The organism is Pseudomonas sp. 382, from assembly GCF_002759075.1.
Classification (GTDB): domain Bacteria; phylum Pseudomonadota; class Gammaproteobacteria; order Pseudomonadales; family Pseudomonadaceae; genus Aquipseudomonas; species Aquipseudomonas vlassakiae.
Window position 1 is genome coordinate 1 of record NZ_PEMX01000048.1, and the last position, 25,897, is coordinate 25,897.

Sequence of the window (25,897 nt, forward strand, 5' to 3'; positions counted from 1 at the left end):
AGATATTAGTCAGTACCTGATGGGCCACTACAACTGGCTCCGGCCCCATCAATTCAACAATGGACTGGCTCCGGCCAAAGCTGAAGAAAAACTCAAAACCGTGTCCGGAATGAGTTGACCACCACAACTCGCCCTAGGCGTTATTGGAGAGGTTGGTAGGCGGTTCCTTTACGGCAGTGAACCCGAGTCGATGTTGATGGTGGGGTTTGGCTTAGCTGCAATGGCTGCCAACGTCATTTGCCTCATTCTGATCCATCGTCACCGCGGAGGTGGCGCCCACATGAAAGCGAGTTGGATTTTTTCAGCGAATGATGTGCTCGCGAATATTGGCGTAATCGCAGCAGGGGCATTGGTTGCTTGGACAGGTTCTTCCTATCCAGATTTGGTCATTGGCACACTCGTAGGCCTCATCGTGCTAAACGGTGCACGCCGCATCCTGGCCTTGAGAGCTGACTAACCGGATCACGGCAGCTTGAAACTAAAATATTGCTCACTATGGTTTTATTATGAAATTTCGGACGACTCCTTGGCTTGCAGGTTTATTTGTTGCCCTGACCATGAGCTCCAGTTTTGCGGGCCCAAACCCACCCAAAATCTTTGGCTGGGTAGAGGAAGGGCTCATTCAGCCGGAAAATATCGCAGTCAAAATCAAGCTGGATACCGGTGCCTTGACGTCGTCTATGGACGCCAAGGACTTAGAACATTATGAAAAGGACGGAGATAAATGGGTGCGCTTCAATGTCGAGGTAAAAGACAGCAAATCCGGTAAGCTGACGAACTCTCCATTTGAACGCAAGATAATCCGTAGCGTTAAAGTACGTGGTGCAGGTGGTGCTGAAACTAGGCCGGTTGTGACGATGCGGATGTGTATTGGAACTCGAATGTACGAAGAGGAGTTTTCGCTTAAGGATCGCGGAAAAATGAACTATCCAGTTCTGATTGGTCGTCGCACGCTGCAAAATTTAGGTGCGGTAGATGCCTCGCGGACATTCACTATGGAACCGCGTTGTATTAAAAACTGAGGTGAGTGTGCGCACTGCTAAATCGAGTTTTCCAACACTATTATTTAATAAGTTTTCTATCATTTTAGTCTGCGTAGCATCACTTTCGGTGATTATTTTTAAAATATGCGATCCTGATGACCAGATAGATTGGCCTGTCGGCTGGAAGAGCTCTGTACTTTCGAGCCCGATAGATACACAGGGGAAGCCTATCGGCTCACGCCAGAGAGCTATTTTGGAAGACAAAGATGGCAAACAAGTCGCTGCGATGGAAATCACTCGTGTAACGCTTAACGAGCATATCGTGAACATCGAAAACGTCATCGTGATAATGCGTAAAGCGCTCCAACAACACTACTCGGGGCTGGGGCTTCTGGCGACTTGCAGCAGACCGACATCAGTGCAAGTCGGTGACCTGAGTGGGTTGCAGACAACCTGTCTCATGATGGCCAGCGGCAAAAAGGTCCTCAAACACACCTTGGTAACAGCTGTTGGGGGGCAGGCCAGCTATTCACTGGAGTACGCGGCCGTCCCTGAAGTTTTCTCTGATCATTTGGATGAATTTTCGAGTTTGCTTAGGTCACTGAATTCAGACTGATAAACGTGTGCGAGGTCTATGTACGTCGCTGTGTCGACCAGCTTCACAAGCGCTGTATAGCACCGGAGCAAAATGGCATTGATGTGTACACTGCTGATTAAGGTCGTGAGCGACATCATCAGCAGTGTACGCAACCTATTACCCCACATTCTGCGTAACGTCGCGTGCGATTACGTCCGATCCACCTCAGACGCTGGCCTCACAGGTCTCACTAAACTTACTACCACCATCAGCAGCGCACCCCCGACGATGGCGATGTCTGCCAAGTTGAACGCTGGCCAATGCCAGCCTTGGTAATGGAAATCGAGGTAATCCACAACATACCCACGGACAGATCTGTCGAGAAGATTTCCTATTGCCCCCCCCAAGATGAGGCTGTAACTCAACGCTTCCCACAACGGACGTGCTCGACGAAGCATCATGGTCAGTGTCACGGCAACACCCAGGGCAATGGCAATGAAGAAGTAACGTTGCCAACCGCCAGCATCCGCCAAAAAGCTAAATGCCGCCCCCGTATTGCGGGCGTGCACTAAGCTGAAAAATGGCGCTACGGTGATCGAGTTACCTAACACAAACAATTGTTCAATGGCGTACTTGAGCCCTTGATCGAGCATTGCCAAGGCGGCTGCGATTCCCCAAAACAACCAACACCTTGTAGTATTAGTATCCTTGCCAGTGCTCATTGTCTATTTCGTCCTGGAAGTTTCATCTTCTCTAAGATTGGCCGCAACAGAGAACCGCTATCTCGGCCCTGCTCAGCGCCCCACCGGAAATGTTGTAGCTTGATCTTCATCCGCCCTTACTTGCGCAGTAGACGCAGGCCGTTCAGGACAACCAACAGACTTACTCCCATGTCGGCGAACACTGCCATCCACATAGTGGCGTGCCCCAACAGCGTTACCACCAAAAAGATGGCTTTGATCCCAAGGGCAAGGCCGATGTTTTGAGTGAGCACAGCAGCAGTTTGGCGGGAAAGACGAATGAAGGCCGGTATTTTACGCAGATCATCATCCATGATCGCGACATCGGCCGTTTCGATTGCTGTATCAGTACCGGCAGCCCCCATAGCGAAGCCCACATTGGCTCGTGCGAGCGCCGGCGCATCATTGATGCCATCGCCGACCATCCCTACGGTCGCTTTTTTATTGATCAGGGCTTCGATTGCGTTCAGTTTATCAGACGGGAGCAGACTACCCTTGGCCTCATCAATACCAACCTGGGACGCAATGGCCTCGGCTGTATGCGGATTATCACCCGTCAACATCAAGGTTTTCACGCCCAACTCATGAAGTTCTTTGATCGCGGCTCGACTGGTGTCTTTCACTGTATCGGCTACCGCGAACAACGCCAGTGCCTGTGTCTCATCTGACAGAATGACGACGGTTTTGCCTTGGCGTTCTAGGTGGTCAAGCGTGGCTTCGATTGTCGGGGAGCAAAAACCCAGTTCTTCTAAAAGCCGATGATTGCCGAGGTGATAGCGGTGTCCATCAATAGCACCTCGCACGCCACGGCCCAGTAAGGCTTCAAAATCGTCAACGTTCAATATGGAAACGGATTGCTCAATCGCCTGTGTGGCTATGGCCTGCGATACCGGATGGTCAGAACGATCTGCAAGACTTGCAGCGAAAGTGCGAAAATCCTTAGATAGTCCATCGGTCAGAGGCATGTAGTCAGTTTGCACTGGCTTACCATGGGTGATTGTCCCAGTCTTGTCTAAGGCTAGGTGGGTGATCATGCGACCGCTTTCCAGATACACCCCTCCCTTAATCAGAATACCTTTGCGAGCAGCTGAGGCAAGGCCGCTAACGATGGAGACAGGAGTCGAGATGACCAGCGCACAGGGACAGGCCACTACCAGCAAAACCAGGGCACGATAGATCCACTCGAACCACTCACCTCCCATCAACAATGGGGGCAGAATCGCTACCGCTAATGAGAATGCGAACACGGCTGGCGTATAGATACGGGCGAATTGATCTACAAAACGCTGAGTCGGTGCACGTGCACCTTGTGCTTCTTCTACCGCATGGATGATTCTGGCCAGAGTGGAATGGCTGGCTTCTGCTGTGACCCGATACTCAAGTTCCCCGGCCTGATTGATAGTACCGGCGAACACGGGATCACCGATGGTTTTTTCCACAGGTAGACTTTCGCCAGTAATGGGTGCTTGGTTGATGGTCGAGTTCCCTCGGACAACCTCTCCATCAAGACTGATGCGTTCGCCTGGGCGCGCCCTGACCGTGCTGTCGATCGGCACATTAGCGACATCCGTCTCTATCCAACTGCCATCGGCTTGCTGGACAGTTGCCTTTTCAGGCGCCAAGTCCATTAAGCCGCGAATGGCATTGCGGGCTCGATCGAGAGACTTTGCTTCTATTAGCTCGGCGACTGCAAACAGGAACATAACCATGGCCGCTTCGGGCCACTGTCCGATCAAAATTGCGCCCGTAACCGCAATACTCATTAGGGCGTTGATATTGAGGTTACGGTTCTTGAGGGCGATCCAGCCTTTTTTGTAGATGGCCAGACCGCAAAGGAGCACCGCGGCAACGGAGATCAGGGCTACTACCCATTCTGGTACTGCTTGGCTGAAATGCAAAATCTCCGCCGACACCGCTGCTATACCAGACAGCCCAAGACGCCACCAATGACTCTTGACTGGTGGTTGGGCTTCAATCGAAGCTTTGGCTTCTACCTGGGATTGAGGAGTGAAGCCGAGTTCTCTGATTGCACTCAAAGCCGCCTCAAGCGCGTTAGGCTCATGACTAATAGTGAGAGTGCGCTGCAACAGATTGAAGTGTAGCGCTGCGATGCCTGGCATTCCCGATAGCTTGTCGGTTATCAACCGCTCCTCGGTGGGGCAGTCCATCTGAGCAATATTTACTCGCGTACTTACTGTGGCCTCGAAGCGAACCGCCCGCATGCCCACAGACGCGATAGCATCAACGATGGTCTGCGCCGATAGTGGTGCGTGCCACACACCGAGAGTGCGGCTCATCAGATTGAATTGCAGTTTCAGCACCTCCGGGATCTGCTCCAGCTTATTCCGGATGAGAGCTTCCTCAGTGGGACAGTCCATCTGCTCGATGCGGAAGGTGCTCAGTTGACCGGACGGTTCGGCAGGAGCTGAGCACGCGGCCTTGCAACAGCTCGTGGTAGACGTGCTGCTTGCGGGGCTCGCTTTGGGAGTATCGTCGCAACAATTTACCATTTGGATTCTCCTATGCAGGTGTATAGTCAACAACCTATAGCCACTATAGAGTCAAGCGTTTTTGGAGATTGCGATGAAAATTGGCCAGCTGGCTAAAATTTCGAACTGTCAGGTCGTTACGATTAGGTACTACGAACGCGAGGGGCTTCTGCCTGATCCTGCACGAAGCGGGGGAAATTATCGGCTTTACTCTCAGCAGCACGTAGATCGATTGGCTTTCATCAGAAACTGCAGAACGCTCGACATGACCCTGGAAGAAATACGTCGCTTGTTAAGCTACAGAGACCGCCCGTCCAGCAGTTGCGCCGGTGTCAACGAGCTCGTTGATAAGCATATCCAGCACGTCAGGGATCGCATTGCCTGCTTGCAGGTGTTGCAGTTGCAATTGGTGGAGCTGAGGCAAAGCTGTAACGACGGTCGCGAGGCTGCGGCTTGTCAGATCCTTCAGCAGCTCACAGTTAGCCAGTAATCAGGATGGTTACTCGGCATGCAGTCGTTGCCGAGCGTGACTGTTCCTACGGAAATGGCCCGTGAGCACTTAGACGGCCCGTTACATTGTGTAGGCGGAGGATGATCGCCACCAGGGCCCTGCCCACTTGTGACAAGCTTTATTGTGCCCCCAGCAGCCTTTCCACCAGCTCGAATACCAGGACGCCGATGAGGGGTACTTGGCCTGAGACGCATCAGGCTGGGTAGGCGGCGACATTAATCGACTCTAGGTTCGTTCGGATAAAGGCGCACCAATGGGGCAACCGAAGACGCTGAGCTGCAATTGCTGTACGGGCGCTCAGTCAGTCCATGGTGGAATCTGGTCGCCGGGGTCCGTCAGGGTTTCAAAACGGAATCCTCACAGACCTAGGCAGCCTTTAGTATTCAGGGCGTTACTGAATCGTCCCAGTTTTGTAGATACCTCCAAACCTAATAACGATGCCCAAAGATTGGTGAAATGGTGCTTGCACTACAGGGGGTAGTTGAAAAGCGCCAAGAAACGGCTGAAATTGACAGCGGCAATGGCAAGGCCGCTCAGTACGATAACTGTCGTGTAGATCGGGTGGTCTTTGACGATTTCAATTAACACAACAGGATGCACCCCGTTCCGCTCGTACCATCTGGATTTAGTCTTCAAGGACTTTTCATGTGTACGCTCGAAGAAGTTCGCAAACATATCGAGCTTCCTGAGGGTCGATTGATGCATTTTTATGTACTCAGCGTTCACAAAGGCGGCAGCCTCATCAGCGCCGGGCAGTGCGTCTTGGTCGCTGGCATTATTGAGTTCAGCCAACGCCATGATCCTGCCTTTCCTTCCCCTGCTATCGGCATGCGGGGCATAGTTTCTTCCATATAACGCAACCAGCTCACGCGCAAGGTCAACCTTCTTGTCATCCGGCAGCTCTACGGGTTTGCCCCCGAGCACCCGAAAGCGATGCTCAAGCGCAAAGAACCCGAAATTTTCGTCTCGCATGTTCCAATGCAGGAACCGACAATCCTTGTGCTTATCAAGCCATTGGAAAAAGCCTTTCAGCATCGACTTTTCGAATTTATTGAGCTCTGCTTGCATGCTGGAGAGCTGTTTGCTGAGCTCTGCTTCTTTATGGATGGACCACGATTTGGTTTGGCCGGTTTTTAGGTTCCGTGTGGCGATGGATGTCACACGTTTCGACTCCCCCGTATCATTTTCATAAAACGATTCGCAGGAGTAGTGAATTACGTAAACTCGGTTCGCGTCGAGGTAGAGGTCTTCGATTAACGCTCTGCTCCTTTTGCGATCCTTTACCCGATCTAGCTCTGCTCCCACACCTTCCCCCTCAACCCAATGCACTGTAGGCGAAGCTGGAGATTTTGCCCTCAAATGTGGGTACCCGCTAGATTCACCCCTAGCTTTGCCTTTGACTCTTCCTGATCGTATACCGCTTGGGGATAATCAGCCGGCTTTGTCTTGGCGGATCGCCCTGCAAATCGACGTGGCCTTCACCAAGCCGCTTCCAATGCCGGCCGTCAGAACGTAGGACCACTCGCTTCCGCCGAAGCTGGCTGGTGGGCGTGAGCCAACAGGCGTATCCTACAAGTGCTTGCTCCGAGACTTGTTGGCCTACAGCCTCCCCTTGGAGACATCTGATAGCCCGCCGCTGAGGCGGGCTTCTTTGCTATCAGATCGCTGCGCCTCTGGTTTGCTAGCTGCCCAAGCTAGGCTCTGCCAGAGCGCATGTCCATCAGCGGTCTACCCGCCTCCCTAAGCACGACGATTATCGACGTACCCAAATCCTTAATCAGGCGCATGGAAAGCAGGCGGAGGCTTGGCGAAATTCGCTTACGCAGCCATTGCTTCGCAGGATTCTGCGCAGGTCATGCAGGCCTGGGCGCATTGCTGACAGTGGTCTGCCTTATGCTTACCGCACTCCTCCCCGCAGGCCCGGCAAATTTTGGCGCATAGGGCACAAAGCTCTTTGGCCAGCATGCTTTCTCGTGCCATCAAGGTAGCCGCAAGGTTGCACATATCTGCGCAATCTCTGTCCAGCTTGATGCAGTCAGCCATCATTTTTACATCTTGTTCTTGTAGGCAGGCTGACGCACAGCCTTCACAGGCCAGCGCACAGCGCAGGCATTCCGAGATGCATTCTTCAAAGCGACTGTTCATGGTCATATCTCCGGTATCGGGTCGATTTGATGCCAGTGCACCGTCTCATGACGGTACGTAGCGTTCGACCTGACGGGGTCCTGAAGATTGATTACATTTCTGTAAGCTTGTCCGAATCCTCTCGGTGTGAAGGCGTGCCCGATCATTTAAGGCTTGAACATCACTGCTTATGAATGCTCACGATCTTCGCGACGCTTCCTTCCATACGGAACCCAAATTTCACCTTGTCTCCTACGTTCAAGCCCTTCAGCTGTGCAGGCTCAGCATGGAAACCCATGGTCATCGCCGGCCATTTGAGCTCTGCTACCGGGCCGTGGGCCAATGTGATTTTTCCGCTTTGAGGATCCAGCGCCTTTATTGCCCCTTCAGCATGCGCGGTGGGTGCCGCCTGGGTGCCTTGGCCTCCTTCGGCGGAAGCTGGCATGTTCTTCATGTCCATACCATCCATGTCCTGGGCATGCACACTGGCGGCGAAAGCTGTGACCAGGGCTGCGATGACGATTAGCTTTTTCATTGGTTTTCTCCTGAGGGGTTGGGGGTAGTGACAGTAAGTTCGCGGCGACGGATCAGCCAGTACGCCGCAGGTATTACAAACAGGGAGAGCAACGGAGCGGTTAGCATGCCGCCGACCATGGGCACCGCGATGCGACTCATGACCTCGCTGCCGGTACCGCTGCTCCAGAGGATGGGCAGCAGGCCTGCAACGATGACTGCCACGGTCATTGCCTTGGGTCTGATGCGCTGCACCGCACCCTCACGGATTGCGCCGAGCAGCGCTGCTCGTGTGGTTTCGCCACTGGCCTGACGCTCAGCCCAAGCGTTATTCAGGTAAATGAGCATGATCACCCCAAACTCCGCAGCTACGCCGGCCAAGGCAATGAAACCAACGCCTGTGGCCACCGACAGGTTGTAGCCCAGCAGGTACAGCAGCCAAACGCCTCCGGTTAGCGCGAACGGTAGCGTGCCCATGATGAGTAGCGCCTCACCGAGGCGCCCAAAAGTCAGGTAGAGCAGCACGAAGATGATGGCCAGCGTCGCCGGCACCACCCAGGCCAGGCGTGCGTTAGCGCGCTCCAAGTATTCGAACTGCCCGGAGTAACTCAAGCTCATGCCCGGATCGAGCTTTACCTCGGTGTCGATCACCTGCCGCAGGTCTGCCACAACAGACGATAGGTCTCTGCCGCGCACATCGATGTACACCCAGCCCGAGGGGCGAGCATTCTCGCTCTTGAGCATGGGCGGGCCATCGGCAATATGTATGCGAGCCACGGTGCCAAGCGTCAGCTGGCCCCCCTGCGACGTGTAGATCGGCAGCTGACGCAACCCCTCCACGGAATCACGCCATTCTCGTGGATAGCGCACGCTAATGGGATAGCGAGCTAACCCTTCAACCGTTTCCCCAATGGTTTCGCCACCTATGGCACCGGCGACAATAGCCTGTACGTCGGTAATGTTCAGGCCATAACGCGCAGCGGCATGGCGGTCGATGTCCAAATCAATGTAGCGACCGCCAGTCAAACGCTCTGCCAGGGCCGAAGTCACTCCAGGCACCTTTTCGCTGCCCGCTCCACAGCAAGGGTAGCCCGGTCTATCTGGTTCAGATCGCTGCCGGCAACCTTGACGCCGATCGGACTCTTGATGCCGGTTGCCAGCATGTCAATCCGATTGCGGATAGGCGGAATCCAGATATTGGTGAGCCCAGGCACACGCACGATACGGTCAAGCTCTTCGATTAGCTTCTCAGTGGTCATACCTGGACGCCATTCACTCTTGGGCTTGAGCCGCACGGTGGTCTCGAACATCTCCAGCGGTGCAGGGTCAGTGGCCGATTCGGCGCGGCCGGCCTTACCAAAGACGCTGGCTACCTCGGGGACTGTACGAATCAAGCGATCCGTTCGCTGCAACAGCTCTGAAGCTTTCTGCGCGGAGAGTCCAGGCAAGGCTGAAGGCATGTAGAGCAGATCACCTTCATCAAGTGGGGGAAGAAACTCGCCACCCAGATGGTTCAAGGGCCACAGACTGCTGAGCAGGATGAGCAATGCTCCAGCGAGGGTAAGCAAGGGCCGGCGCAGGACGACCTCCAATGCCGGACGGTACAGCCGGATGAGGCCCCGGTTGAGCGGGTTGCTCTGTTCCGCAGGCAGTGGCCCTCTGATCCAATACCCCATCAGCACCGGTATCAGGGTCACCGATAGCGCAGCCGCCGCTGCCATCGCGTAGGTCTTGGTAAAGGCCAGGGGGGCAAAGAGGCGGCCCTCCTGGGCTTGCAGCGTGAACACCGGGATGAACGAGAGCGTGATGATCATGAGGCTGAAGAACAGCGCTGGTCCAACCTCGACGGCCGCCTCCGTCATTACGTTCCAATGCGCTTCGCCCCGCAAAGGTTGACCAGGATGCTGGGCATGCCAGGCCTCTACACGTTTGTGGGCGTTCTCGATCATGACCACGGCAGCGTCCACCATTGCACCGATGGCAATAGCGATTCCGCCAAGGGACATGATGTTGGCGTTGATACCCTGATGACGCATGACGATCAGCGCAATCAGGATTCCCACGGGCAGCGACACGATGGCCACCAGCGACGAGCGCAGGTGCCAGAGAAACGCTGCGCATACCAACGCCACTACCACAAACTCCTCGACCAGTTTGTGACTGAGGTTCTCCACAGCACGGTCGATCAGCTGGCTGCGGTCGTAGACGGTGACAAGCTCCACCCCGGCAGGCAGGCCTTTCTTCAGGGTTTCGAGCTTGGCCTTGACGTGCGCGATGGCCTCACGAGCATTCTTGCCGCTGCGCAGGATAACCACTCCACCTACGGCTTCACCGAGGCCGTCCAGTTCACCTATGCCTCTGCGGGCTTCCGGACCTATCTGCACCGTAGCGACATCGCCTAAGTTCACCGGCACGCCCTTGGTAGCCAGTCGCAGAGGGATCGCTCTGAAATCGTCCAGCGATCCTAGGTAGCCGGCCGCACGAACCATGAATTCTGCTTCGCCTTGCTCCAGCACACCACCGCCGGTCTCTTGGTTGGCCTTACCTATAGCCTCTATCACCTCAGCTTGGGTGATACCGAGGCTGGCCATGCGAAGCGGATCGAGGAGGACTTGGTATTGCTTGACCATACCGCCGATGGTGGCCACCTCAGCGACATCCGGCAGGGTCTTGAGCTCATAGCGCAGGAACCAGTCCTGCAGGCTGCGCAGTTGCGACAGGTCATGGCCACCGTTGCGATCGACCAGCGCATACTGATAAATCCACCCGACTCCGGTGGCGTCCGGTCCGAGTACCGGCTTGGCTGCCGCAGGTAATCGCGATTGTGCCTGGCTCAGGTACTCAAGAACCCGAGAGCGCGCCCAATACAGATCGGTGCCGTCCTCGAACAGCACGTAGACGAAGCTGTCACCGAAGGCGGAGAAGCCGCGTACCGTTTTGGCCTCCGGAACCGAGAGCATTGTGGTGGTCAGCGGATAGGTCACCTGATTCTCAACGATCTGAGGAGCCTGACCTGGGTAGGACGTGCGGATGATCACCTGTACATCCGACAGGTCGGGCAAGGCGTCGATTGGCAGACTGCGCACCGAGACGAAGCCCCATGCCACCAGAAACAGCGTAGCAAGCAGCACCAGTACCCGGTTGCCTACCGACCAGCGGATCAGTTTGGCAATCATGGTTGGCCCTCCAACACTTTGATCTGCTCAACCACCATGCCCTCGTCGCGTTCGCGTATGCCAAAGCGAATCTGTGCACCGACCTTGAGGCCATCAAGGAGCGACTGATCAGCCACCGGGAAGGTCATGGTCATCCCAGGCATACCCAGGGTGAGGAAGGGACCATGGTCAACGGTGAGCTGGGCTCCATCTATCTGCACGATACGGCCGTTCGCTTCATGTAAGGCGGGCCCCGCTTTTGGCTGAACGTCTGGCGCCGTCGCCGCTTCGATGCCTTTCAAATTAGCTTCGGAGTCCAGTAGGAATTGCCCCGACGCGACGATGCGCTGACCTGCCTGAAGGCCCTGCAACACCGCAACTTGCCCCTTGCTCTCCTGACCCAACACAACTTCCACCGGTCGGAAGCGACCACCTTCTTCAGCCAGCATCACCAGATCCCGCTTGCCGGTGCGTATGACCGCCTCGGCAGGCACCAAGAGGCTCTGCTCGGAAGACACGCCGGGATTGAGAGCCACTTGAGCGGTCATCCCAGGACGAAGCCGTCCATCCGGGTTGGGCAACTCGATACGCAGGCGCAACGTGCGGCTTTGCAAATCGGCATCAGCCAACAGCGCGGTCAACTTGCCCGGTACCGGATCGCCTGGGAAAGCTGGCAATTGCGCTTGCACAGGCTGGCCTTCGCGCAGGCCTTGAGCCTGGGCTTCTGGCACAGCGGCTTCCAGCCAGACGTTGGCCACTCCGTTGATCCTTGCCAAGGTAGTCCCCGGCGTCAGCGTCATGCCGGGTCGCAGATCGAGAACCTGGATGACACCGGCAGTGGGCGCGGAAAGTGTGACCGAGAGCTGTACCTTTCCAGTGCTCGCGACCCGGTTGATCAGGTAGACCGGCATGCCGGAGAGCAGGAGCCGCTGTCGTGCCGCCGCCGTCAGCTGAGCGTCGCCGGAATGCCGCAACGCCAGATATTCCTCCTGCAAACCAGCCCACTCCGGGGTCAGCACATCGGCTAGGGGAGCCCCTTTAGCAACTATATCCCCCGCCGCCCGGCCATATACGCGTTCGACGTAACCGCCAGTACGGGCCTGCAACACGCTGAAGTCGCGTTCGTCGAACGCCAGAACGCCGCTCACGCTCAGGGATCGTTCAAGCCTGCCAGCCATCACCGTTGCCAATCGCATCCCGAGATTTTGCTGGAGCCCAGCCGAGACCTGAACCGCAGGCTGCCCCTTGTCATCCGTCTCGTCTGAATACTTGGGCACGAGCGGCATGTCCATGAACGGCGACTTTCCGGGTGCCGGGAAATGCTGCTGGGGATACATCGGGTCGTACCAGTACAGCGCTTTTTGCTCACCTACTGGCTGCGATGGGGTAACCGTGCCCCGTCCTCCTAGCCAGAAGCCCGCGCCTGCTCCAATAGCAAGGGCAGCAGCCACAACCAAACCAATCGACCTATTCCTCATGCCCGCACCTCTCCATATACGAAATGCAGACGCGCTGCTGTTGCAGCCAACTGTCCTTGCAGATCCACATCCTGTAACAGCGCTTCCACGCGTTGCCGACGTGCCGACAGCACTTCACTCAACGGCGACTTACCGGCGCGGTAGTCCGCCAGAGCGAGGCGTACCCGGTCCTCGGCCAGAGGTAGAAGCGTCTCGCGACTGCGCCGCACCGCCCGCTGCAAACGTTGGTACTCGGCAAGGTCTGTTTCAAGCTGGGCTTGATGCTCGCGCAGGGCTGCATCCTGCTCATCCTCCAACTGGCGAACTTGTGCGCGTCGCGCCGCAATCATCGGGTCTTGCCGGGAGCCGGTGAACAACGGCAACTGGAAGCTGACTTGCAGGCTGACCATGTTGCTGAAGTCCGGGCCACGACGCTGATAATCCACCCCCCAAGACCAATCCGACTTCTTTTCTGCCTGGGCCTGGTGTACCTGGGCTTGCGCCTCGCGTGTCATGGCGTTGTAGGTATTGAGCTCCGGATGGGCATGTACGGAGTGCAGGTATTCAGCTGCGTCTACAGGCCAGAGTGGGAACGTCGGCGCCCCTACTTCGGCGTCCTGCCCAATCCAGCGCTTCAGCGCGGATCGCGCTTGAGCTGCCTGACTCAATAAAACATCCTTCTGCTCGTCCAACTGCGCCAATTCCTGTTTCGGAGCCAGCGTATCGGCCGTCGAGCCTGCGCCTCCGGCCAGGCGCGCCCGCACCGTAGAAGCCAGCAGCTGGTTTTCTTTGTAGAAAGCGTCGAACTGTTCAAGTTTTCGCTGCACGGTGTACGCATTAACCCAAGCCTGCGCGGTTGCCGCTCGAATCTTCAGGCGCTCGAAGACCGCCTCAGCATCGGCTCGCTCGACCGTGGCCTGAGCTGTCTCTACGCGAGCTTTACGCTTGTCCCGGTTCGGTACGTCCTGGGACAGGCCAACCACCTGCATGGTCATGAAGTCTCTGTTCATGCTCCAGCGATCAGCGCCTTCAATCGGCAGGTTTTGTACCCCAAGATTCAAGCGCGGGTCGGGTAGTTCGCCCGCTGGAATGACTAAGTTGCGCGCAGCTGATGCCTGCTCCTGGCGGGCTTGTAGAGAGGGAGCGTTGCGTTCAGCCAGTTGCAGCGCTTCATCCAGCGACAGCGTTGCAGCCTGTGCTGAGACAGCCGGCAGCAGTATGAAAAGGACGGCAGTGGAAGTTCGTCCCTGAAAACGTTGGGGAGTCATGAGAATGATTCCTCGAAAGATCAGCGCCCAGGCGCGTGCCATCGGCCCGCTGCTAGGCAGAACGATGGTGTGAAATTAAGAGGGAGTCAGACGCGGGGAGGACGCCATGGATCGGGGGGAGAACCTGTTGCTATGCCTACAGCGTAGGTATCGGCAGGTCGTGGCTTGGCATAGGTCAGTCCAGGCGTCAGGAAGCTGAGCTGCACTGTGCTGGCAGTTCTGCACTCCTGGCCTACCTTGCAGGATTTGGCATGGTCACCAGTCTTGCCCGGCTCTTGGTCCTGGCAGCAGTCATGGTCCATGCCCGCCATCATTTCCATGCCCATGGTCTGCATTGGACAAGGTTCAGTCGCCGAATCGATGCCCGCCATCCCGTTAAGCGGAAGCGCCACGATAAGCATCAGGATGGTGAGCAGTCGAATGAAGCGTTTCATGATGGGCGAGTATAGGTTACCGGGATGAATTCAGCATTAAGAGGCTTCACCAATCAACCGCTTGGAGGCTGGAAGGCTGATGTAAAAGGTTGTGAATCCCTCCGCTGAAGTACACCAAATTCGTCCGCTGTGAGCCTCGATGATGGAGCGTGTTATCGACAGGCCCAGACCTGCATTGCTTGGTCCACCTTCGCGTCTGGCTGGATCAGCCCGATAGAACCGGTCGAAGATCTTGCCAATGTGCTGAGGATCGATGGTTACTCCGCTGTTACGTATGGACAACGTCACGTTTTCACGTGTTTGCTCGATCTGCACTGATATCTCGTTGCCTTCCGGGGTGTAGCGCAACGCGTTCGATAAAAGGTTGGAAAGCGCTCGGTCAATCATCAGGCGATCGCCACGAACCTTGCCACGACCTTGTAGGGTCATCTGAATGCTCCGGTCCTCGGCCAGGAACTGGTAGTACTCGAACAGCTTGGATACCAGTTCGGAGAGGTCCACATCGACCTGCTCGGGCACGATGAGACCGTTATCCGCCTTGGCAAGGAAAAGCATGTCATCGATCATGCGCGACATGCGCTTAAGGTCCTCCAGATTCGAATAGAGGTTTTCCTCATAGGCATCCAGGTCACGCTTCTTGGTGAGCACCACTTCGGTATGGGTCAGTAGGTTGCTGACCGGCGTTCTCAACTCGTGAGCGATATCGGCAGAAAAGTTGGACAACCGAACGAATGCATCCTCCAACCGTCCCAGCATCCCGTTGAAAGACAGGATGAGCTCCTGAAGCTCTAGCGGTACGGGCTCCAGCGGAATGCGCTCGCGGAGCGATCTTGCCGACATCCCGGTGGCCACTTTGGTGATTTGTCCAACAGGCCGAAGCCCACTCTTGGCAACGACCCAGCCCAAGCCTGCGCTCACAATCGCGCTGATCACCAAGCCGATGCCGAACCACCATTGCAGGGTGATAAAGAAATGCGCGTGAGTGGTGACATCGAGCATCAGCACGGCCGTCACCGGTTCCGGCTCACCCGCGATGATTAACTGGGCGGTGATACCCCGGAAGTTCTGCGCTTCATCCTGCCATTCCCAAACTGCGCCCCGGTGCGCCTGCTCGAACTGCTCAGGAATTTGTGAAGCCTTGGGTTCTGAAAAAAGGACCGTTCCGTCAGTTTTGGTGATTTTCGCCGAAAGATCCTGATGTGCGCCGAGCAACGCCCGCAGCTGCTGCTCCTGATCGTCGAGCCCGCCTCGCGCTGCTGAGATGGACAGGATATGACGCGTTGACTCCAGCTTTTCGGAGAGTGCCTGCTCATCCAGCATCCGGAAATGGTGTTGGCTGAGTCCGTAGAAAGCCACGCCGGCAACGACCAAGACAGCAGTCACCGCGAACATGAACATCAGGGTCAGTCGCTTGACGAGCGATGATTGTGGGCGCATTACTCGGGCACATCCATCATGTAGCCCATGCCTCGGGCGGTATGGATGAGCTTTGGCGCGAAGTCGTCATCAATCTTGGCCCGCAGTCGGCGAATCGCGACCTCGATCACGTTGGTGTCACTGTCGAAGTTCATGTCCCAGACCTGAGAAGCGATCAGCGACTTGGGGAGCACCTCGCCGCGTCGGCGCATGAGCAGCTCCAATAGGGAAAATTCCTTGGCGGTAAGGTCGATCCGCTTGCCGTTTCGCGTAGCCCGACGCTTGAGCAGGTCCACCTCAAGGTCTGCCATCTTCATGGTGGTTTGAGCAGAAGCACCGTTGCCTCTGCGCAGCAACGTGCGAACCCGAGCCAGCAGCTCCGAGAATGCGAAGGGCTTCACCAGGTAATCATCAGCGCCCAGCTCCAAACCTTTCACACGATCGTCTACGCCATCACGGGCCGTCAAGAAAAGGACCGGTACATCCTTAGCCGCTGCACGGATCTTGCGCAGGACCTCCCAGCCATCAAGCCCCGGCATCATCACGTCGAGAATTAGCAAGTCATACACTTCGCTCTGCGCCTGTTGCAGGGCGTCAGTGCCTGTCATCACCCGGTCAACGGTGAAGCCAGCTTCTGTCAAGCCTTGCTGGAGGTAGACACCGGTTTTCGGCTCATCTTCGGCTACGAGTAATTTCATCTGCTCTCATCCACGCGGGGTGCATCTCCAGTTTGCAGGAAAAAAGACGCCCAACCAGAAGCTGACGGAAAAGTAATGTCGAGCTCAGTTTTCTGACAGCACCGCGAGGCTAACTTGACCCTGTACCTGACGCCATGAGGCGCAGAAGCCACTGAGGATCTTCAGATGAACATGGTCAAAGCAATTGTGATGATCGTTACCTTCGGCATGGCAGGCATCGCCCTGGCAGAGGGCGGCGCGGACCGGACCTTTGCGCGGATGGAAGCGGCTCGCCAAAGCTCCATGCAAGCCTACCAGGTTGCGCAGGAGAAGAAAGAGCAGGCGCCAGTCGCCGCCCAGTCCGGCAAGCACGCGGGCCACGAGAGCTGCTGATCCGAGCTTACAGAAATGTAATCACCCCGGAATCTGAACTATGGCAGTTTCAGACTACGGCCTCTCATCAGCCTCGCGCAGTGGCAAAAGTCTACGAGACTGGTGAGAGCTCCAATGAACCCAAGGGCTGCGCCATCGAGCAGCCTGGATATCAGCGATCTACCTGACTGGACGCAACGGCATGCAAAGCAAAACCACGAGACGATCTTTCGTCAAAGGCCTGGCCGCTACCGGACTTCTGGGTGGGCTCGGCATGTGGCGCGCGCCGGTCTGGGCCGTGACCAGCCCTGGCCAACCGAACGTGCTCAGCGGCACGGACTTCGATCTGTATATCGGTGACCTGCCCGTCAACATCACGGGCTCAGCTCGTACGGCCATGGCCATCAACGGCTCCGTGCCAGGGCCAATCCTGCGATGGCGCGAAGGCGACACCGTGACGCTGCGCGTACGCAACCGGTTGAAACAGGACACCTCCATTCACTGGCACGGCATCATCCTGCCCGCCAACATGGACGGTGTGCCGGGCTTGAGCTTCCACGGCATCGCTCCCGATGGCATGTACGAATACAAGTTCAAGGTCCACCAAAACGGTACTTACTGGTATCACAGCCACTCTGGCTTCCAGGAACAGTCCGGCGTTTATGGTGCTCTGGTGATCGATGCCAAAGATCCCGAGCCGTTTGTGTATGACCGCGATTACGTCGTCATGCTCAGCGATTGGACGGATGAAGACCCGGCGCGGGTGCTCTCCAAACTCAAGCAGCAATCTGACTACTACAACTTCCACAAGCGCACAGTTGGCGACTTCGTTGACGATGTGAGCGAGAAAGGCTGGTCGGCCGCTGTAGCGGATCGGAAGATGTGGGCTGAAATGAAGATGAGCCCCACCGACCTCGCTGACGTGAGCGGGTATACCTACACCTACCTCATGAACGGCCAGGCTCCGAACGGCAACTGGACGGGAATCTTCAAGCCCGGCGAGAAAATCCGCCTGCGCTTTATCAACGGCTCGGCCATGACCTATTTCGATGTCCGGATTCCTGGGCTGAAGATGACGGTTGTGGCTGCCGACGGCCAGTACGTCAAACCCGTATCGGTCGATGAGTTCCGGATCGCCGTTGCGGAAACCTACGATGTCATCGTCGAACCTGAAACCGAGCAGGCCTATACGATCTTCGCGCAGTCCATGGACCGTACCGGGTACTCCCGAGGCACCCTGGCAGTTCGTGAAGGCTTGCAAGCGCCCGTGCCGGAGGTAGATCCGCGCCCGATCATCGCCATGAGCGACATGGGCATGGACCACGGCAGCATGGGCGGAATGGATCACGGCAGCATGGCCGGCATGGACCACAGCAAGATGGCTGGCATGGACCATGGCAGCATGGCCGGCATGGACCACAGCAAGATGGCTGGCATGGGTCATGAGGGCATGGCCGGCATGAGCGGTGCAATGCAGAGCCATCCAGCTTCCGAGACCAACAACCCGTTGGTCGATATGCAGACCATGTCGCCGACCCCGAAGCTGAACGATCCGGGAATTGGCCTGCGCAACAACGGACGCCGAGTGCTGACCTACGCCGATTTGCGGAGCACCTTCATCGATCCCGATGGTCGAGAGCCTGGACGGACAATCGAACTGCACCTTACCGGCCACATGGAGAAGTTCGCGTGGTCGTTCGACGGTATCAAATTCTCCGACGCTGAACCGCTGCGGTTGAAATATGGCGAGCGTCTTCGCATCACCTTGGTCAACGACACCATGATGACTCACCCCATCCATCTCCACGGTATGTGGAGTGATCTGGAGGACGAGAACGGCAACTTCATGGTTCGCAAGCACACCATCGACATGCCACCTGGCTCAAAACGAAGCTATCGCGTCACCGCAGATGCCTTGGGACGTTGGGCCTATCACTGTCACCTACTGTTCCACATGGAAATGGGCATGTTCCGAGAAGTCCGTGTGGACGAATGAACTGGAGATCTGAGATGAGCAAACCAATGAAACGAAGCGCCTTTTTCCTTTCTGCTGCGATGGTAGGCATGCTGGCTATTTATGCCCCGTCGTCGTGGTCCAGCGACAACCATGATCAGCACTCACAGAAATCCACCGAGGCAAGCAAAGCCAAAGGCTCGCAGAACAAGCAGGGCCAAGGGATGAACCATGAAGGCATGGACCATGGTTCCATGGAAGGTATGGATCACGGCTCGATGAAGGGGATGGACCATGGTTCGATGGAGGGCATGGACCACGACAAAATGATGGAATCGCATGGCAGCGACAAAGCTAAGGCAGGAAAAGATGGCCAATAGCTTTGGGCGGCCTTCGCTGCTGGCCTTGACAGTTTCAATCGGCATGCTGGGCGTAACGCCCAGCTTCGCCGCTGAAGTAATGGATCATTCGGGCATGGATCATTCGAATATGGGGCACGGTTCCATGCAAATGGATGCTGCTCCGTCCGAATCGATGCCGGCGATGGATCACAGCAAGATGGGGGTTAGCAAACAGCAGAAACAGACTGCCCCTGTTGATCACAGCCAGATGGGGCATGCTCAAAGCCAGAGCAAATCCAGCCCGGTGGACCATAGCAAGATGGACCATGGAAACATGAAGGGCATGGATCACGGTTCGATGAAGGGTATGGACCATTCACAGATGAACCATGATTCAGCGACTTCTCCAACCACAACAAGCCGCACGCCGATTCCAGTGCTCACCGAAGCCGACCGTGAGGCAGCCTTTCCGCCTTTGGGTGGACATCAGGTGCACGACAGCGGAATCAACAGTTTCTTCCTGTTGGACCAACTCGAATACCAGGACGCCGATGAGGGCAGCACCCTGGCCTGGGACGCTTCAGGCTGGGTAGGCGGTGACATTAATCGACTCTGGGTTCGTTCGGAAGGCGAGCGCACCAATGGGGTAACCGAAGACGCCGAGATGCAATTGCTTTACGGCCGCTCGGTCAGTCCATGGTGGGATGTGGTCGCCGGGGTCCGTCAGGATTTCAAACCGGAATCCCCACAGACCTGGGCAGCCTTTGGTATTCAGGGCATGGCCTTGTATGACTTCGAGGCCGAAGCCACGGCGTTCATAGGCGAGAACGGCCAGACTGCTGCGCGTCTTGAGGGCGAATACGACATCCTGCTGACCAATCGCTTGATTTTGCAGCCCACGGCCGAGGCGAACTTCTATGGCAAGAACGATCCTGAGCGCGGTGTTGGCTCGGGTCTGGCCAATACCGAAGTCGGGCTGCGTCTACGGTATGAAATTGTCCGCCAGTTTGCTCCATACATAGGCGTTACCTGGAGCCGCTCCTACGGCAACACCGCTGACTTCATCCGAGACGAGGGCGGAGATGTTAATGAGGCACGCTTCGTTGCCGGTATCAGGATGTGGTTCTGAGAATTCCAACATGAAAAGAACAATTACAACGCTGCTCGTGGCCGGTGCTGTCGGAAGTGCTGCTGTATTGGGCACGGCGTATTTCGGCTTGGTGAATGTCGGCGCCGATGATCCTCACTTTCCGGCTGTCCATTCGTTTCTCGCCATGGCTCGCGACCGGTCGATTGAGGTTCGAGCGCGAGACATTGAAGTGCCTGACCTAAAGAATGCCGCGTTGATCAAGGCAGGAGCAGGCAACTACAACGCCATGTGCATTGGGTGCCACCTCGCCCCAGGCGTTGGGAAGACTGAACTAAGCCAAGCGCTATATCCGTCGCCACCTGACCTCACCAAGGTCGGTGTCGGAGGCGATCCGGCCGCCGCATTCTGGACGATCAAACACGGTATCAAAGCCACCGGCATGCCCGCTTGGGGCAAGAGCATGGGTGACGAGTACATCTGGGGAATCGTCGCGTTCCTGGACCAACTGCCTCAAATGAATCCTGAGCAGTACAAGGCTCTAGTGGCCACGAGCGGTGGCCACCAGCACGGCGGCGGTGAAAGCGATATGCACAACCATGAGGGCCAGCACGGCGTAGGCGGTCGTGCCGAGCATGGTGATCACGACGAAGCGGCAGACGACGATCATGCCCAGGCAGCTCACGACCACGGAACTGCACCCGCAGGCTCCGCCCAAGCGGCAGATCATCACGGTGACCACAATGCGGTCGAGGCCCATTCGGATGGCCACCCGGCATCGTCGCCTAAGACGCATGTTCACAAAGACGGTAAGGAGCACACTCATGCCAACTAACCAGGTATTCGTTCGGCTAGCCGCTATCGCTGGGCTTCTGGTGACCTCTGCGGCCTACGCTGCCGAGCCATTGTCCATCGACGTTCACCGAGACGCGAACTGCGGTTGCTGCAAGAAGTGGATTGCGCACCTGGAAGCTAATGGTTTCAAAGTGATCGACCATGTTGAGACGGACATGAGCGCAGTGAAACAGAAGCTGGGCGTAGCGCCACGGTTAGCGTCCTGCCACACAGCTGTGATCGACGGAAAGTTTGTCGAAGGTCACGTGCCAGCTGAGCAGATTCGAGAACTCAGGGGGCGGTACGATCTGGCCGGGATCGCCGTACCAGGAATGCCAGCTGGATCCCCAGGCATGGAGGTTGATGGCGTAAGCCATGCCTACCAAGTCATTGGTTTAACCAAAAGCGGCGAGGACCAAGTAGTCGCCAACTATCCGGCCAAATAACTCATCGACCCGAAGGACGGCAGTAGGCTGACTGCCGTCCCATGTGCTCCGCTAGAAAGCTTCATCTGCTCAACACGACGATACAGTGGGCCTGCAAAAGGTAGCTAATCAGATTCACGGCACTCGCGTACTGGCTTGAGTACGATACCGCCGTTGATGAGCTCGATGGAGAGTATGTCGCCCGTCGTGAGCCCCAGCTCGCGCAGAAAATTGTCGGGTAATTCCACAATGACATCGCCGGAGCCGTCGCCAGGATCAAGGCACTTTACCGTGGTGCGCACTGATTCAGTCATTAGGCTCTCCTGTCTGAGCTACCAATCCTCATCGTACTCCCCGAGTCATGTAAGCCGGTCACCAGGCGATCAATCGCCGGAATTGACGCTTCAACCCGGCTTTTTATCAGCGTAAGCCCTGTCCGCTCGCTGAATGCTCAGTTCTGGCCCCGGCAACCGACTCCAGCGGTCCGGTATTCAAGGATTTTCACGTCTCCGTTGGAATCCTCGTAGTTCATCTGTGCCGGCATCACGTCGCAACTCGCCTTGGTCGATGTCATGCTGATTACCCTCGCCACGTCGAGCCGCATCCCGTAGTGATAATGGATCACCTCAGGTGGCTTCTTACCATTGGCGGCTGCATAAGCTCGCATAGCTTGCTCATTGGCCTGAATCATCTTCCCGTATAGACGGTCGGATCCTCCTTCGGCAAGCGCGGCTGAGGAGGCCACTATGGCCAGGATCGCGGTGATGCTTTTGATGACTTTCATTTCAATCACTCCACTAGACGTGACTGAAGATTAAGGTTTTGTCGCTGTCAATTGAGTGATACGGGGATTACAAGGTTGTAAGTCCCGCTTGTTGAAGACGGTAACGTTGCGTCTTCACCGCATACCAATTTCCACTCAGGCTAACTACTGGTAGACACCCACGCGTAGACGTTCAAGATAGTCCGCTACCACGCTGAACCCGAGCGCCGTGTCGAGCATTTCGAAGGGTACAAAACCCATCAAATGACCGCACGGTCTGCAAAGCCACTGCTCCGCGAGCATCTGAGAGCCAAATGCCTTCGATGCAAGCTCCAGTCCTTTTGCATATTGGAACGCCACCGCGCTCTGCTGGGTGTCCAGGCGATGGGCCTGATCGGGATGGCTCAGACGGTGAATGCTTCTGGTCGATCTTCCTGTGATTCTCCCAACGAGGTTCCGAGCCTTGAACAGGCTCGATGACTCGACCATGCACTTTACGTCGCTGAAAAAAAAACCTGCTTGGACTAGACGCAGGAGCTCCAGCTGGCTCAACTCGTCAGGGTGGGTATGAACCAGGTGGAATGTCGGTGGAAAGGCCTGCGATTCAACAGGTGGGCGCGTGCTTGTAGGATTCACTACATCGACCTCCTCTTGTGCGTGGCTGCCGGACTGGAGCCATTTTGATTCCTAAGCACGTCCGACGCCCTTTCACCTTCACACCTTAGCCCAACACGATCAATAATGTGGATGCAATACCGGTATCCTCTAACTAAAATAGCTTACCGCTCGTCTAGCAACGGGTATCAGAACCTTATTTCATGAAAATTTTTGCACCATTACCTGGAGAATATATCGCATCAGCGCTTAAGCGCGGCAATGAGCTTCTAGGTATTAAATCCTTAAAAACTGAAGATTTCTATATAAAACCGATACCTCGTGCTGGCTTCGGGATAAATAAAACCTTTGGCCCCCTGCAAACAGAGTGGCGGCCGCATCAAGAATTTCATTACCCAAAGCTACTGAACGAACACAAAATTTCGGAATTAGCTCTGAATAATCACACTTTGTATCCTATGATAGCCGCCCTCGGGCGTCATCGAGCGACCGCAATCGTTACACCGAAGACTTGGGCAAAAGTTTGTCCAGATTGTGTTCGCGAGGACCTGCATAATTGTGGAACCCCCTACATTCATTGCAGGCACGTGTTGGGCTCTGTACAGGTTTGCAGCACTCATGCCTGTACTCTAATCGAGACATGTCCGTCCTGCTCAATGCCACTAAAAAAGCACGATATTGGTCACCTAGCCAAGTGTAGCAAACACAACAAATGGCCAAGACGTCAAAAACGAGAATTCGGATCAACCCGCTATATGTACGCAAAATTTGTCGCAGATCTTTTGGACTATCGCGGCCCGATGATCAATGATGGAGTGGCAGGCTTTGTCGCATATGCAAGTCTCATGATAAGTCGCACTTATGCATTCGATAAAACCGAGCTAAATATTTCCAAACTTATCAAAAAGGAAATGGGAATAGATTCAAAACTTACTAACACAAATATTGCCACCAGCGACAAATATCCTATCTATGTGTTTTTAGGATGCAACACCGCTGAAAACTATTTCAATTTGCTAAATAACAAGAGCGAGCAAGAAGCTCTGCGAGAGAAGAAGAGATCTATATTCAATAAACTTTTGTACGAGGCCAATAGAACTAATCCCTATCGTCACGTATCTGCCTAAGAACTTCATGATCGGAGACGCGAGATATCCGTATTCCTGCATAACGGTAGAGAACACTCATCGCACAGTTTTCAGTCAGAGAATATTCTCGAATTGCCCACCGAATTTTACGTAGCTGGTGGTCATGAGTAGATTCAAGCAAATCCGCCATCAACCCTATGCTCATCGGAAAGTTTTGTGGCATTTTGAGGAGAGCTGAACCGTTTATGACACCCCTGCATAGAGCAGCACGGGTGACCTGCTGAGGCTTTCCGTCTACAGAAAGAATGATCGTCTTCGCTTTAGCGAGCTGCAACGCAAGGGCCGAGTCCCTGGATTGCCAATCGACCAAAATTCTTTGGTCTCTGTGGTAGGGGTTCGCAGCAACATAACGAGCCAACCATTCCCTGTCGTTGCGGTACAACCACTGATAACCCGGCTTGTCATGACATTTGAGGTTCGCACTTTTTGCAAAGGCTATTCGCCGGGCGTGAAGGTCATCGTCCTGCATGAGGTGCTGCGATTTATCACGCCGGACCCCAACACCGGCGCAAATATCGGCGTCCAGACGGTAGGGCTTCAGGTGTTCCAGCCCTAGATCAAGGAGCCAGCAGAGAAAATAGAACTTTAAGGGCTGCACGATTCGACCGTGTCGCCGCAACATCTGAAAGACCCAGTCAGCGGATCTGACTATTTCTTCAAACTCGGCGGCGCTAGGACTGCACCGAAGTCGTCTGGTTAAGAAATCTCTCAGCATCTGCTCTCTAATTCGTCCAGACCTGATAAAGCCCATCTCGTCCAAACGTTTCCTGAGCAAATTTCCAGCCTGAATCGTTTTCATCTCATCGGGATGGTCGAGCCCCCACAACTGCATGCGGGCAATGGCAACGGCCCCAGTGTGGTCACCGCAGTCCATAACCGGCGTTCCAGCAGATTCCCCCGGAAGCAACATACAACGCCAGTCCGACCCTCCGGGAAATGTCATTGCTTGTAGTACATCGCTGTGGCGTGGACAGACGCAAACGCCCGAAGCCTGGTGAATGCGGTGCCAATAGGCTAGGCCGCACTCCAGAATGTCCTCTCTCACACAGCTCTCGCAATACCTAAACGAGGCGTGTTGGAGGAAGCGCGATGCTGTAATGCCCAAGGCCATCTTGAGGCCTGTCCCTCGATTACCTCCCATCAGAATGGCGGCGTCGCGGCCTTTCTCGTCATTTAAAAAAGGCAAATAAAGCGGTAAAAGCGTGAAGCGCTCGATCAGCTGTCTTACAGAAATGGCACCTCCCAGACGCTCTGACAGAGCCCCTAAGCAGCACGGCAGGATAGAACCGCATGTACGCGAGTAGCTGCCGAAGAGCTCTTGGCTCGTCACGCGGTATCCCGGATTCGCCGCTAGCTTGTGATAGCGAACGGCCAGGCTATAGAGCGACTCATCCGGAAACGGCTTTGGAAAGCACAACAGAAGATCAGCCATTACCCTGAACTCCCTGCCTCATGTCACCAGGAAGAATCTCTATCCACCCAGCCGCGCTGTTCGAGCTGATCCTGGAGGTCTTCGTGCTTCGAAAAATGCACGTTATCTAACGCGCCATCAGCAACCGGTACGACCGTACGATTTGGAGCCTTCGGAACCGATTTATCTTCGGCTAGAGGTGGAGGAGTAATCGCGGCTTGTGTAAGTAGCGAAAGATGAGCCCTGTCCGCCCGGCGAGCCAAGTCGTAGCTCATCATTTGGGCGATTTGGTCTTTTGTAGGCATCATGTCCTCGAAATCAGCAATCTGAAGTGGATCACCGCTTCGTAGGGCCTCGATGGGCTTGTGCAAAAGCCTCATTTGACTGTCATACACCTGCTGAAGCACCAGTGGCGTAATGGTGTCGATGCCCTCCCAAATTACATGGCGCTGCGCAAGCATAAGCAGTTTTGCTAAGGACAGTCTGAAAAAGACTTTCTGATTTTGGCAAAATAGCCGAACGCCACCCACCGAGTTTTCTGATGAAGCAGATGACCTTCGCCGATGCCGAGTACGCCGGCAAGCGCAAGCAGACCCGCAAAGA

26 protein-coding genes and 3 pseudogenes are annotated in these 25,897 nt (G+C 55.6%); 13 read left to right on the forward strand and 16 right to left on the reverse strand.

What is annotated here, in order from left to right; all coding sequences use genetic code 11:
- The 4 genes and pseudogenes from CQW31_RS28520 to CQW31_RS31045 form a co-directional block, all read left to right on the forward strand.
- Positions 1–118: IS3 family transposase (locus CQW31_RS28520; RefSeq protein ID WP_048377417.1), on the forward strand; the 118-nt coding region annotated here is incomplete at its 5' end.
- Positions 119–127: 9 nt separating this feature from the next.
- Positions 128–457, forward strand: a pseudogene (locus CQW31_RS28525) (cation transporter); the annotation flags it as partial.
- A 49-nt stretch (positions 458–506) separates the two neighbouring features.
- Positions 507–1,022, forward strand: a complete 516-nt coding sequence (locus tag CQW31_RS28530; protein WP_082433515.1) for an ATP-dependent zinc protease — start codon at positions 507–509, stop codon at positions 1,020–1,022.
- A gap of 7 nt (positions 1,023–1,029) precedes the next feature.
- Entirely contained in the window at positions 1,030–1,599 is a 570-nt protein-coding gene (locus tag CQW31_RS31045; protein ID WP_158238191.1) for a DUF4946 domain-containing protein, read from the forward strand.
- A gap of 170 nt (positions 1,600–1,769) precedes the next feature.
- On the opposite strand, the gene lspA is transcribed toward CQW31_RS31045, so the two are convergent.
- Positions 1,770–2,282 carry a signal peptidase II gene (gene lspA, locus CQW31_RS28540; protein WP_054884818.1) on the reverse strand — a complete coding sequence of 171 codons (513 nt, stop codon included), beginning with the start codon at positions 2,280–2,282 and terminating at the stop codon, positions 1,770–1,772.
- A gap of 116 nt (positions 2,283–2,398) precedes the next feature.
- Complete coding sequence (locus CQW31_RS28545) at positions 2,399–4,810, reverse strand: heavy metal translocating P-type ATPase (protein WP_371263242.1); 2,412 nt, start codon at positions 4,808–4,810, stop codon at positions 2,399–2,401.
- A 73-nt stretch (positions 4,811–4,883) separates the two neighbouring features.
- Here CQW31_RS28545 and cadR point away from each other — a divergent pair, with 73 nt between their 5' ends.
- Both cadR and CQW31_RS28555 read left to right on the forward strand, forming a co-directional pair.
- The gene (cadR, locus tag CQW31_RS28550; RefSeq protein ID WP_054884819.1) at positions 4,884–5,279 is read left to right on the forward strand and encodes a Cd(II)/Pb(II)-responsive transcriptional regulator; all 396 of its coding nucleotides are present in this window, start codon (positions 4,884–4,886) and stop codon (positions 5,277–5,279) included.
- A gap of 166 nt (positions 5,280–5,445) precedes the next feature.
- Positions 5,446–5,666 (forward strand): annotated as a pseudogene (locus tag CQW31_RS28555) (copper resistance protein B); the annotation flags it as partial.
- Positions 5,667–5,768: 102 nt separating this feature from the next.
- On the opposite strand, the gene CQW31_RS28560 reads toward CQW31_RS28555, so the two are convergent.
- The 9 genes and pseudogenes from CQW31_RS28560 to CQW31_RS28600 form a co-directional block, all read right to left on the reverse strand.
- Entirely contained in the window at positions 5,769–6,461 is a 693-nt protein-coding gene (locus CQW31_RS28560; RefSeq protein ID WP_177332370.1) for a hypothetical protein, read from the reverse strand.
- A gap of 657 nt (positions 6,462–7,118) precedes the next feature.
- Positions 7,119–7,445: a four-helix bundle copper-binding protein gene (locus CQW31_RS28565; RefSeq protein ID WP_371263243.1), complete on the reverse strand. Its 327-nt coding sequence runs from the start codon at positions 7,443–7,445 to the stop codon at positions 7,119–7,121.
- Between the two features lie 160 nt (positions 7,446–7,605).
- Complete coding sequence (locus CQW31_RS28570) at positions 7,606–7,959, reverse strand: copper-binding protein (RefSeq protein WP_023048565.1); 354 nt, start codon at positions 7,957–7,959, stop codon at positions 7,606–7,608.
- Positions 7,956–11,113, reverse strand: a pseudogene (locus CQW31_RS28575) (efflux RND transporter permease subunit). Before CQW31_RS28575 ends, CQW31_RS28570 begins: the two are co-directional and overlap by 4 nt.
- Complete coding sequence (locus CQW31_RS28580; protein WP_054884821.1) at positions 11,110–12,570, reverse strand: efflux RND transporter periplasmic adaptor subunit; 1,461 nt, start codon at positions 12,568–12,570, stop codon at positions 11,110–11,112. Before CQW31_RS28580 ends, CQW31_RS28575 begins: the two are co-directional and overlap by 4 nt.
- Entirely contained in the window at positions 12,567–13,817 is a 1,251-nt protein-coding gene (locus tag CQW31_RS28585) for a TolC family protein (RefSeq protein WP_054884822.1), read from the reverse strand. The genes CQW31_RS28580 and CQW31_RS28585 overlap by 4 nt, the downstream gene beginning before the upstream one ends.
- A gap of 86 nt (positions 13,818–13,903) precedes the next feature.
- Complete coding sequence (locus CQW31_RS28590) at positions 13,904–14,251, reverse strand: hypothetical protein (protein ID WP_023048569.1); 348 nt, start codon at positions 14,249–14,251, stop codon at positions 13,904–13,906.
- Positions 14,252–14,287: 36 nt separating this feature from the next.
- Positions 14,288–15,688 carry a heavy metal sensor histidine kinase gene (locus CQW31_RS28595; protein ID WP_054884823.1) on the reverse strand — a complete coding sequence of 467 codons (1,401 nt, stop codon included), beginning with the start codon at positions 15,686–15,688 and terminating at the stop codon, positions 14,288–14,290.
- On the reverse strand, positions 15,688–16,365 hold the full coding sequence (locus tag CQW31_RS28600) for a heavy metal response regulator transcription factor (protein ID WP_054884824.1): 678 nt from the start codon (positions 16,363–16,365) through the stop codon (positions 15,688–15,690). Before CQW31_RS28600 ends, CQW31_RS28595 begins: the two co-directional genes overlap by 1 nt.
- Positions 16,366–16,530: 165 nt before the next feature.
- On the opposite strand from CQW31_RS28600, the gene CQW31_RS28605 reads away from it, so the two are divergent.
- The 6 genes from CQW31_RS28605 to CQW31_RS28630 all read left to right on the forward strand — a co-directional run bounded on the left by CQW31_RS28605 (position 16,531) and on the right by CQW31_RS28630 (position 21,378).
- Positions 16,531–16,737 (forward strand): co-regulatory protein PtrA N-terminal domain-containing protein, encoded by a 207-nt coding sequence (locus CQW31_RS28605; RefSeq protein ID WP_054884825.1) that lies wholly within the window; start codon positions 16,531–16,533, stop codon positions 16,735–16,737.
- A 181-nt stretch (positions 16,738–16,918) separates the two neighbouring features.
- Positions 16,919–18,712: a copper resistance system multicopper oxidase gene (locus tag CQW31_RS28610; RefSeq protein ID WP_054884826.1), complete on the forward strand. Its 1,794-nt coding sequence runs from the start codon at positions 16,919–16,921 to the stop codon at positions 18,710–18,712.
- Between the two features lie 14 nt (positions 18,713–18,726).
- Positions 18,727–19,050 (forward strand): hypothetical protein, encoded by a 324-nt coding sequence (locus CQW31_RS28615; RefSeq protein ID WP_082433519.1) that lies wholly within the window; start codon positions 18,727–18,729, stop codon positions 19,048–19,050.
- The gene (locus CQW31_RS28620) at positions 19,040–20,140 is read left to right on the forward strand and encodes a copper resistance protein B (protein ID WP_054884828.1); all 1,101 of its coding nucleotides are present in this window, start codon (positions 19,040–19,042) and stop codon (positions 20,138–20,140) included. Before CQW31_RS28615 ends, CQW31_RS28620 begins: the two co-directional genes overlap by 11 nt.
- Positions 20,141–20,150: 10 nt before the next feature.
- Positions 20,151–20,933 carry a cytochrome c gene (locus CQW31_RS28625; protein WP_082433520.1) on the forward strand — a complete coding sequence of 261 codons (783 nt, stop codon included), beginning with the start codon at positions 20,151–20,153 and terminating at the stop codon, positions 20,931–20,933.
- Positions 20,923–21,378, forward strand: a complete 456-nt coding sequence (locus tag CQW31_RS28630; protein WP_054884830.1) for a DUF411 domain-containing protein — start codon at positions 20,923–20,925, stop codon at positions 21,376–21,378. Before CQW31_RS28625 ends, CQW31_RS28630 begins: the two co-directional genes overlap by 11 nt.
- Positions 21,379–21,482: 104 nt before the next feature.
- Here CQW31_RS28630 and CQW31_RS28635 read toward each other — a convergent pair whose 3' ends face one another.
- The 3 genes from CQW31_RS28635 to CQW31_RS32300 all read right to left on the reverse strand — a co-directional run bounded on the left by CQW31_RS28635 (position 21,483) and on the right by CQW31_RS32300 (position 22,609).
- Positions 21,483–21,671: an AbrB/MazE/SpoVT family DNA-binding domain-containing protein gene (locus CQW31_RS28635; protein WP_054884831.1), complete on the reverse strand. Its 189-nt coding sequence runs from the start codon at positions 21,669–21,671 to the stop codon at positions 21,483–21,485.
- Positions 21,672–21,808: 137 nt separating this feature from the next.
- Complete coding sequence (locus CQW31_RS28640) at positions 21,809–22,141, reverse strand: DUF2790 domain-containing protein (RefSeq protein ID WP_054884832.1); 333 nt, start codon at positions 22,139–22,141, stop codon at positions 21,809–21,811.
- A gap of 144 nt (positions 22,142–22,285) precedes the next feature.
- Entirely contained in the window at positions 22,286–22,609 is a 324-nt protein-coding gene (locus tag CQW31_RS32300; RefSeq protein WP_054884855.1) for an antitoxin Xre/MbcA/ParS toxin-binding domain-containing protein, read from the reverse strand.
- Between the two features lie 329 nt (positions 22,610–22,938).
- Here CQW31_RS32300 and CQW31_RS31050 point away from each other — a divergent pair, with 329 nt between their 5' ends.
- Positions 22,939–23,862, forward strand: coding sequence for a TniQ family protein (locus CQW31_RS31050; protein ID WP_143524268.1), 924 nt, complete (start codon positions 22,939–22,941; stop codon positions 23,860–23,862).
- On the opposite strand, the gene CQW31_RS28650 is transcribed toward CQW31_RS31050, so the two are convergent.
- Together CQW31_RS28650 and CQW31_RS28655 are read right to left on the reverse strand one after the other, a co-directional pair.
- On the reverse strand, positions 23,834–25,315 hold the full coding sequence (locus tag CQW31_RS28650) for a TniQ family protein (RefSeq protein ID WP_054884833.1): 1,482 nt from the start codon (positions 25,313–25,315) through the stop codon (positions 23,834–23,836). The two genes, CQW31_RS31050 and CQW31_RS28650, sit on opposite strands and share 29 nt — an antisense overlap.
- 23 nt (positions 25,316–25,338) lie before the next feature.
- Complete coding sequence (locus CQW31_RS28655) at positions 25,339–25,755, reverse strand: hypothetical protein (RefSeq protein WP_256587450.1); 417 nt, start codon at positions 25,753–25,755, stop codon at positions 25,339–25,341.
- Between the last annotated feature and the right edge of the window lie 142 nt (positions 25,756–25,897).

What these genes read in the sequence shown, in the direction of transcription:
- CQW31_RS28530 (WP_082433515.1), top strand. Translation starts at nt 507, where the DNA reads ATGAAATTTCGGACGACTCCTTGGCTTGCAGGTTTATTTGTTGCCCTG.
- lspA (WP_054884818.1), bottom strand. Translation starts at nt 2,282, where the DNA reads ATGAGCACTGGCAAGGATACTAATACTACAAGGTGTTGGTTGTTTTGG.
- CQW31_RS28545 (WP_371263242.1), bottom strand. Translation starts at nt 4,810, where the DNA reads ATGGTAAATTGTTGCGACGATACTCCCAAAGCGAGCCCCGCAAGCAGC.
- cadR (WP_054884819.1), top strand. Translation starts at nt 4,884, where the DNA reads ATGAAAATTGGCCAGCTGGCTAAAATTTCGAACTGTCAGGTCGTTACG.
- CQW31_RS28565 (WP_371263243.1), bottom strand. Translation starts at nt 7,445, where the DNA reads ATGAACAGTCGCTTTGAAGAATGCATCTCGGAATGCCTGCGCTGTGCG.
- CQW31_RS28570 (WP_023048565.1), bottom strand. Translation starts at nt 7,959, where the DNA reads ATGAAAAAGCTAATCGTCATCGCAGCCCTGGTCACAGCTTTCGCCGCC.
- CQW31_RS28580 (WP_054884821.1), bottom strand. Translation starts at nt 12,570, where the DNA reads ATGAGGAATAGGTCGATTGGTTTGGTTGTGGCTGCTGCCCTTGCTATT.
- CQW31_RS28585 (WP_054884822.1), bottom strand. Translation starts at nt 13,817, where the DNA reads ATGACTCCCCAACGTTTTCAGGGACGAACTTCCACTGCCGTCCTTTTC.
- CQW31_RS28590 (WP_023048569.1), bottom strand. Translation starts at nt 14,251, where the DNA reads ATGAAACGCTTCATTCGACTGCTCACCATCCTGATGCTTATCGTGGCG.
- CQW31_RS28595 (WP_054884823.1), bottom strand. Translation starts at nt 15,688, where the DNA reads ATGCGCCCACAATCATCGCTCGTCAAGCGACTGACCCTGATGTTCATG.
- CQW31_RS28600 (WP_054884824.1), bottom strand. Translation starts at nt 16,365, where the DNA reads ATGAAATTACTCGTAGCCGAAGATGAGCCGAAAACCGGTGTCTACCTC.
- CQW31_RS28605 (WP_054884825.1), top strand. Translation starts at nt 16,531, where the DNA reads ATGAACATGGTCAAAGCAATTGTGATGATCGTTACCTTCGGCATGGCA.
- CQW31_RS28610 (WP_054884826.1), top strand. Translation starts at nt 16,919, where the DNA reads ATGCAAAGCAAAACCACGAGACGATCTTTCGTCAAAGGCCTGGCCGCT.
- CQW31_RS28615 (WP_082433519.1), top strand. Translation starts at nt 18,727, where the DNA reads ATGAGCAAACCAATGAAACGAAGCGCCTTTTTCCTTTCTGCTGCGATG.
- CQW31_RS28620 (WP_054884828.1), top strand. Translation starts at nt 19,040, where the DNA reads ATGGCCAATAGCTTTGGGCGGCCTTCGCTGCTGGCCTTGACAGTTTCA.
- CQW31_RS28625 (WP_082433520.1), top strand. Translation starts at nt 20,151, where the DNA reads ATGAAAAGAACAATTACAACGCTGCTCGTGGCCGGTGCTGTCGGAAGT.
- CQW31_RS28630 (WP_054884830.1), top strand. Translation starts at nt 20,923, where the DNA reads ATGCCAACTAACCAGGTATTCGTTCGGCTAGCCGCTATCGCTGGGCTT.
- CQW31_RS28635 (WP_054884831.1), bottom strand. Translation starts at nt 21,671, where the DNA reads ATGACTGAATCAGTGCGCACCACGGTAAAGTGCCTTGATCCTGGCGAC.
- CQW31_RS28640 (WP_054884832.1), bottom strand. Translation starts at nt 22,141, where the DNA reads ATGAAAGTCATCAAAAGCATCACCGCGATCCTGGCCATAGTGGCCTCC.
- CQW31_RS32300 (WP_054884855.1), bottom strand. Translation starts at nt 22,609, where the DNA reads ATGGTCGAGTCATCGAGCCTGTTCAAGGCTCGGAACCTCGTTGGGAGA.
- CQW31_RS31050 (WP_143524268.1), top strand. Translation starts at nt 22,939, where the DNA reads ATGAAAATTTTTGCACCATTACCTGGAGAATATATCGCATCAGCGCTT.
- CQW31_RS28650 (WP_054884833.1), bottom strand. Translation starts at nt 25,315, where the DNA reads ATGGCTGATCTTCTGTTGTGCTTTCCAAAGCCGTTTCCGGATGAGTCG.
- CQW31_RS28655 (WP_256587450.1), bottom strand. Translation starts at nt 25,755, where the DNA reads ATGCTTGCGCAGCGCCATGTAATTTGGGAGGGCATCGACACCATTACG.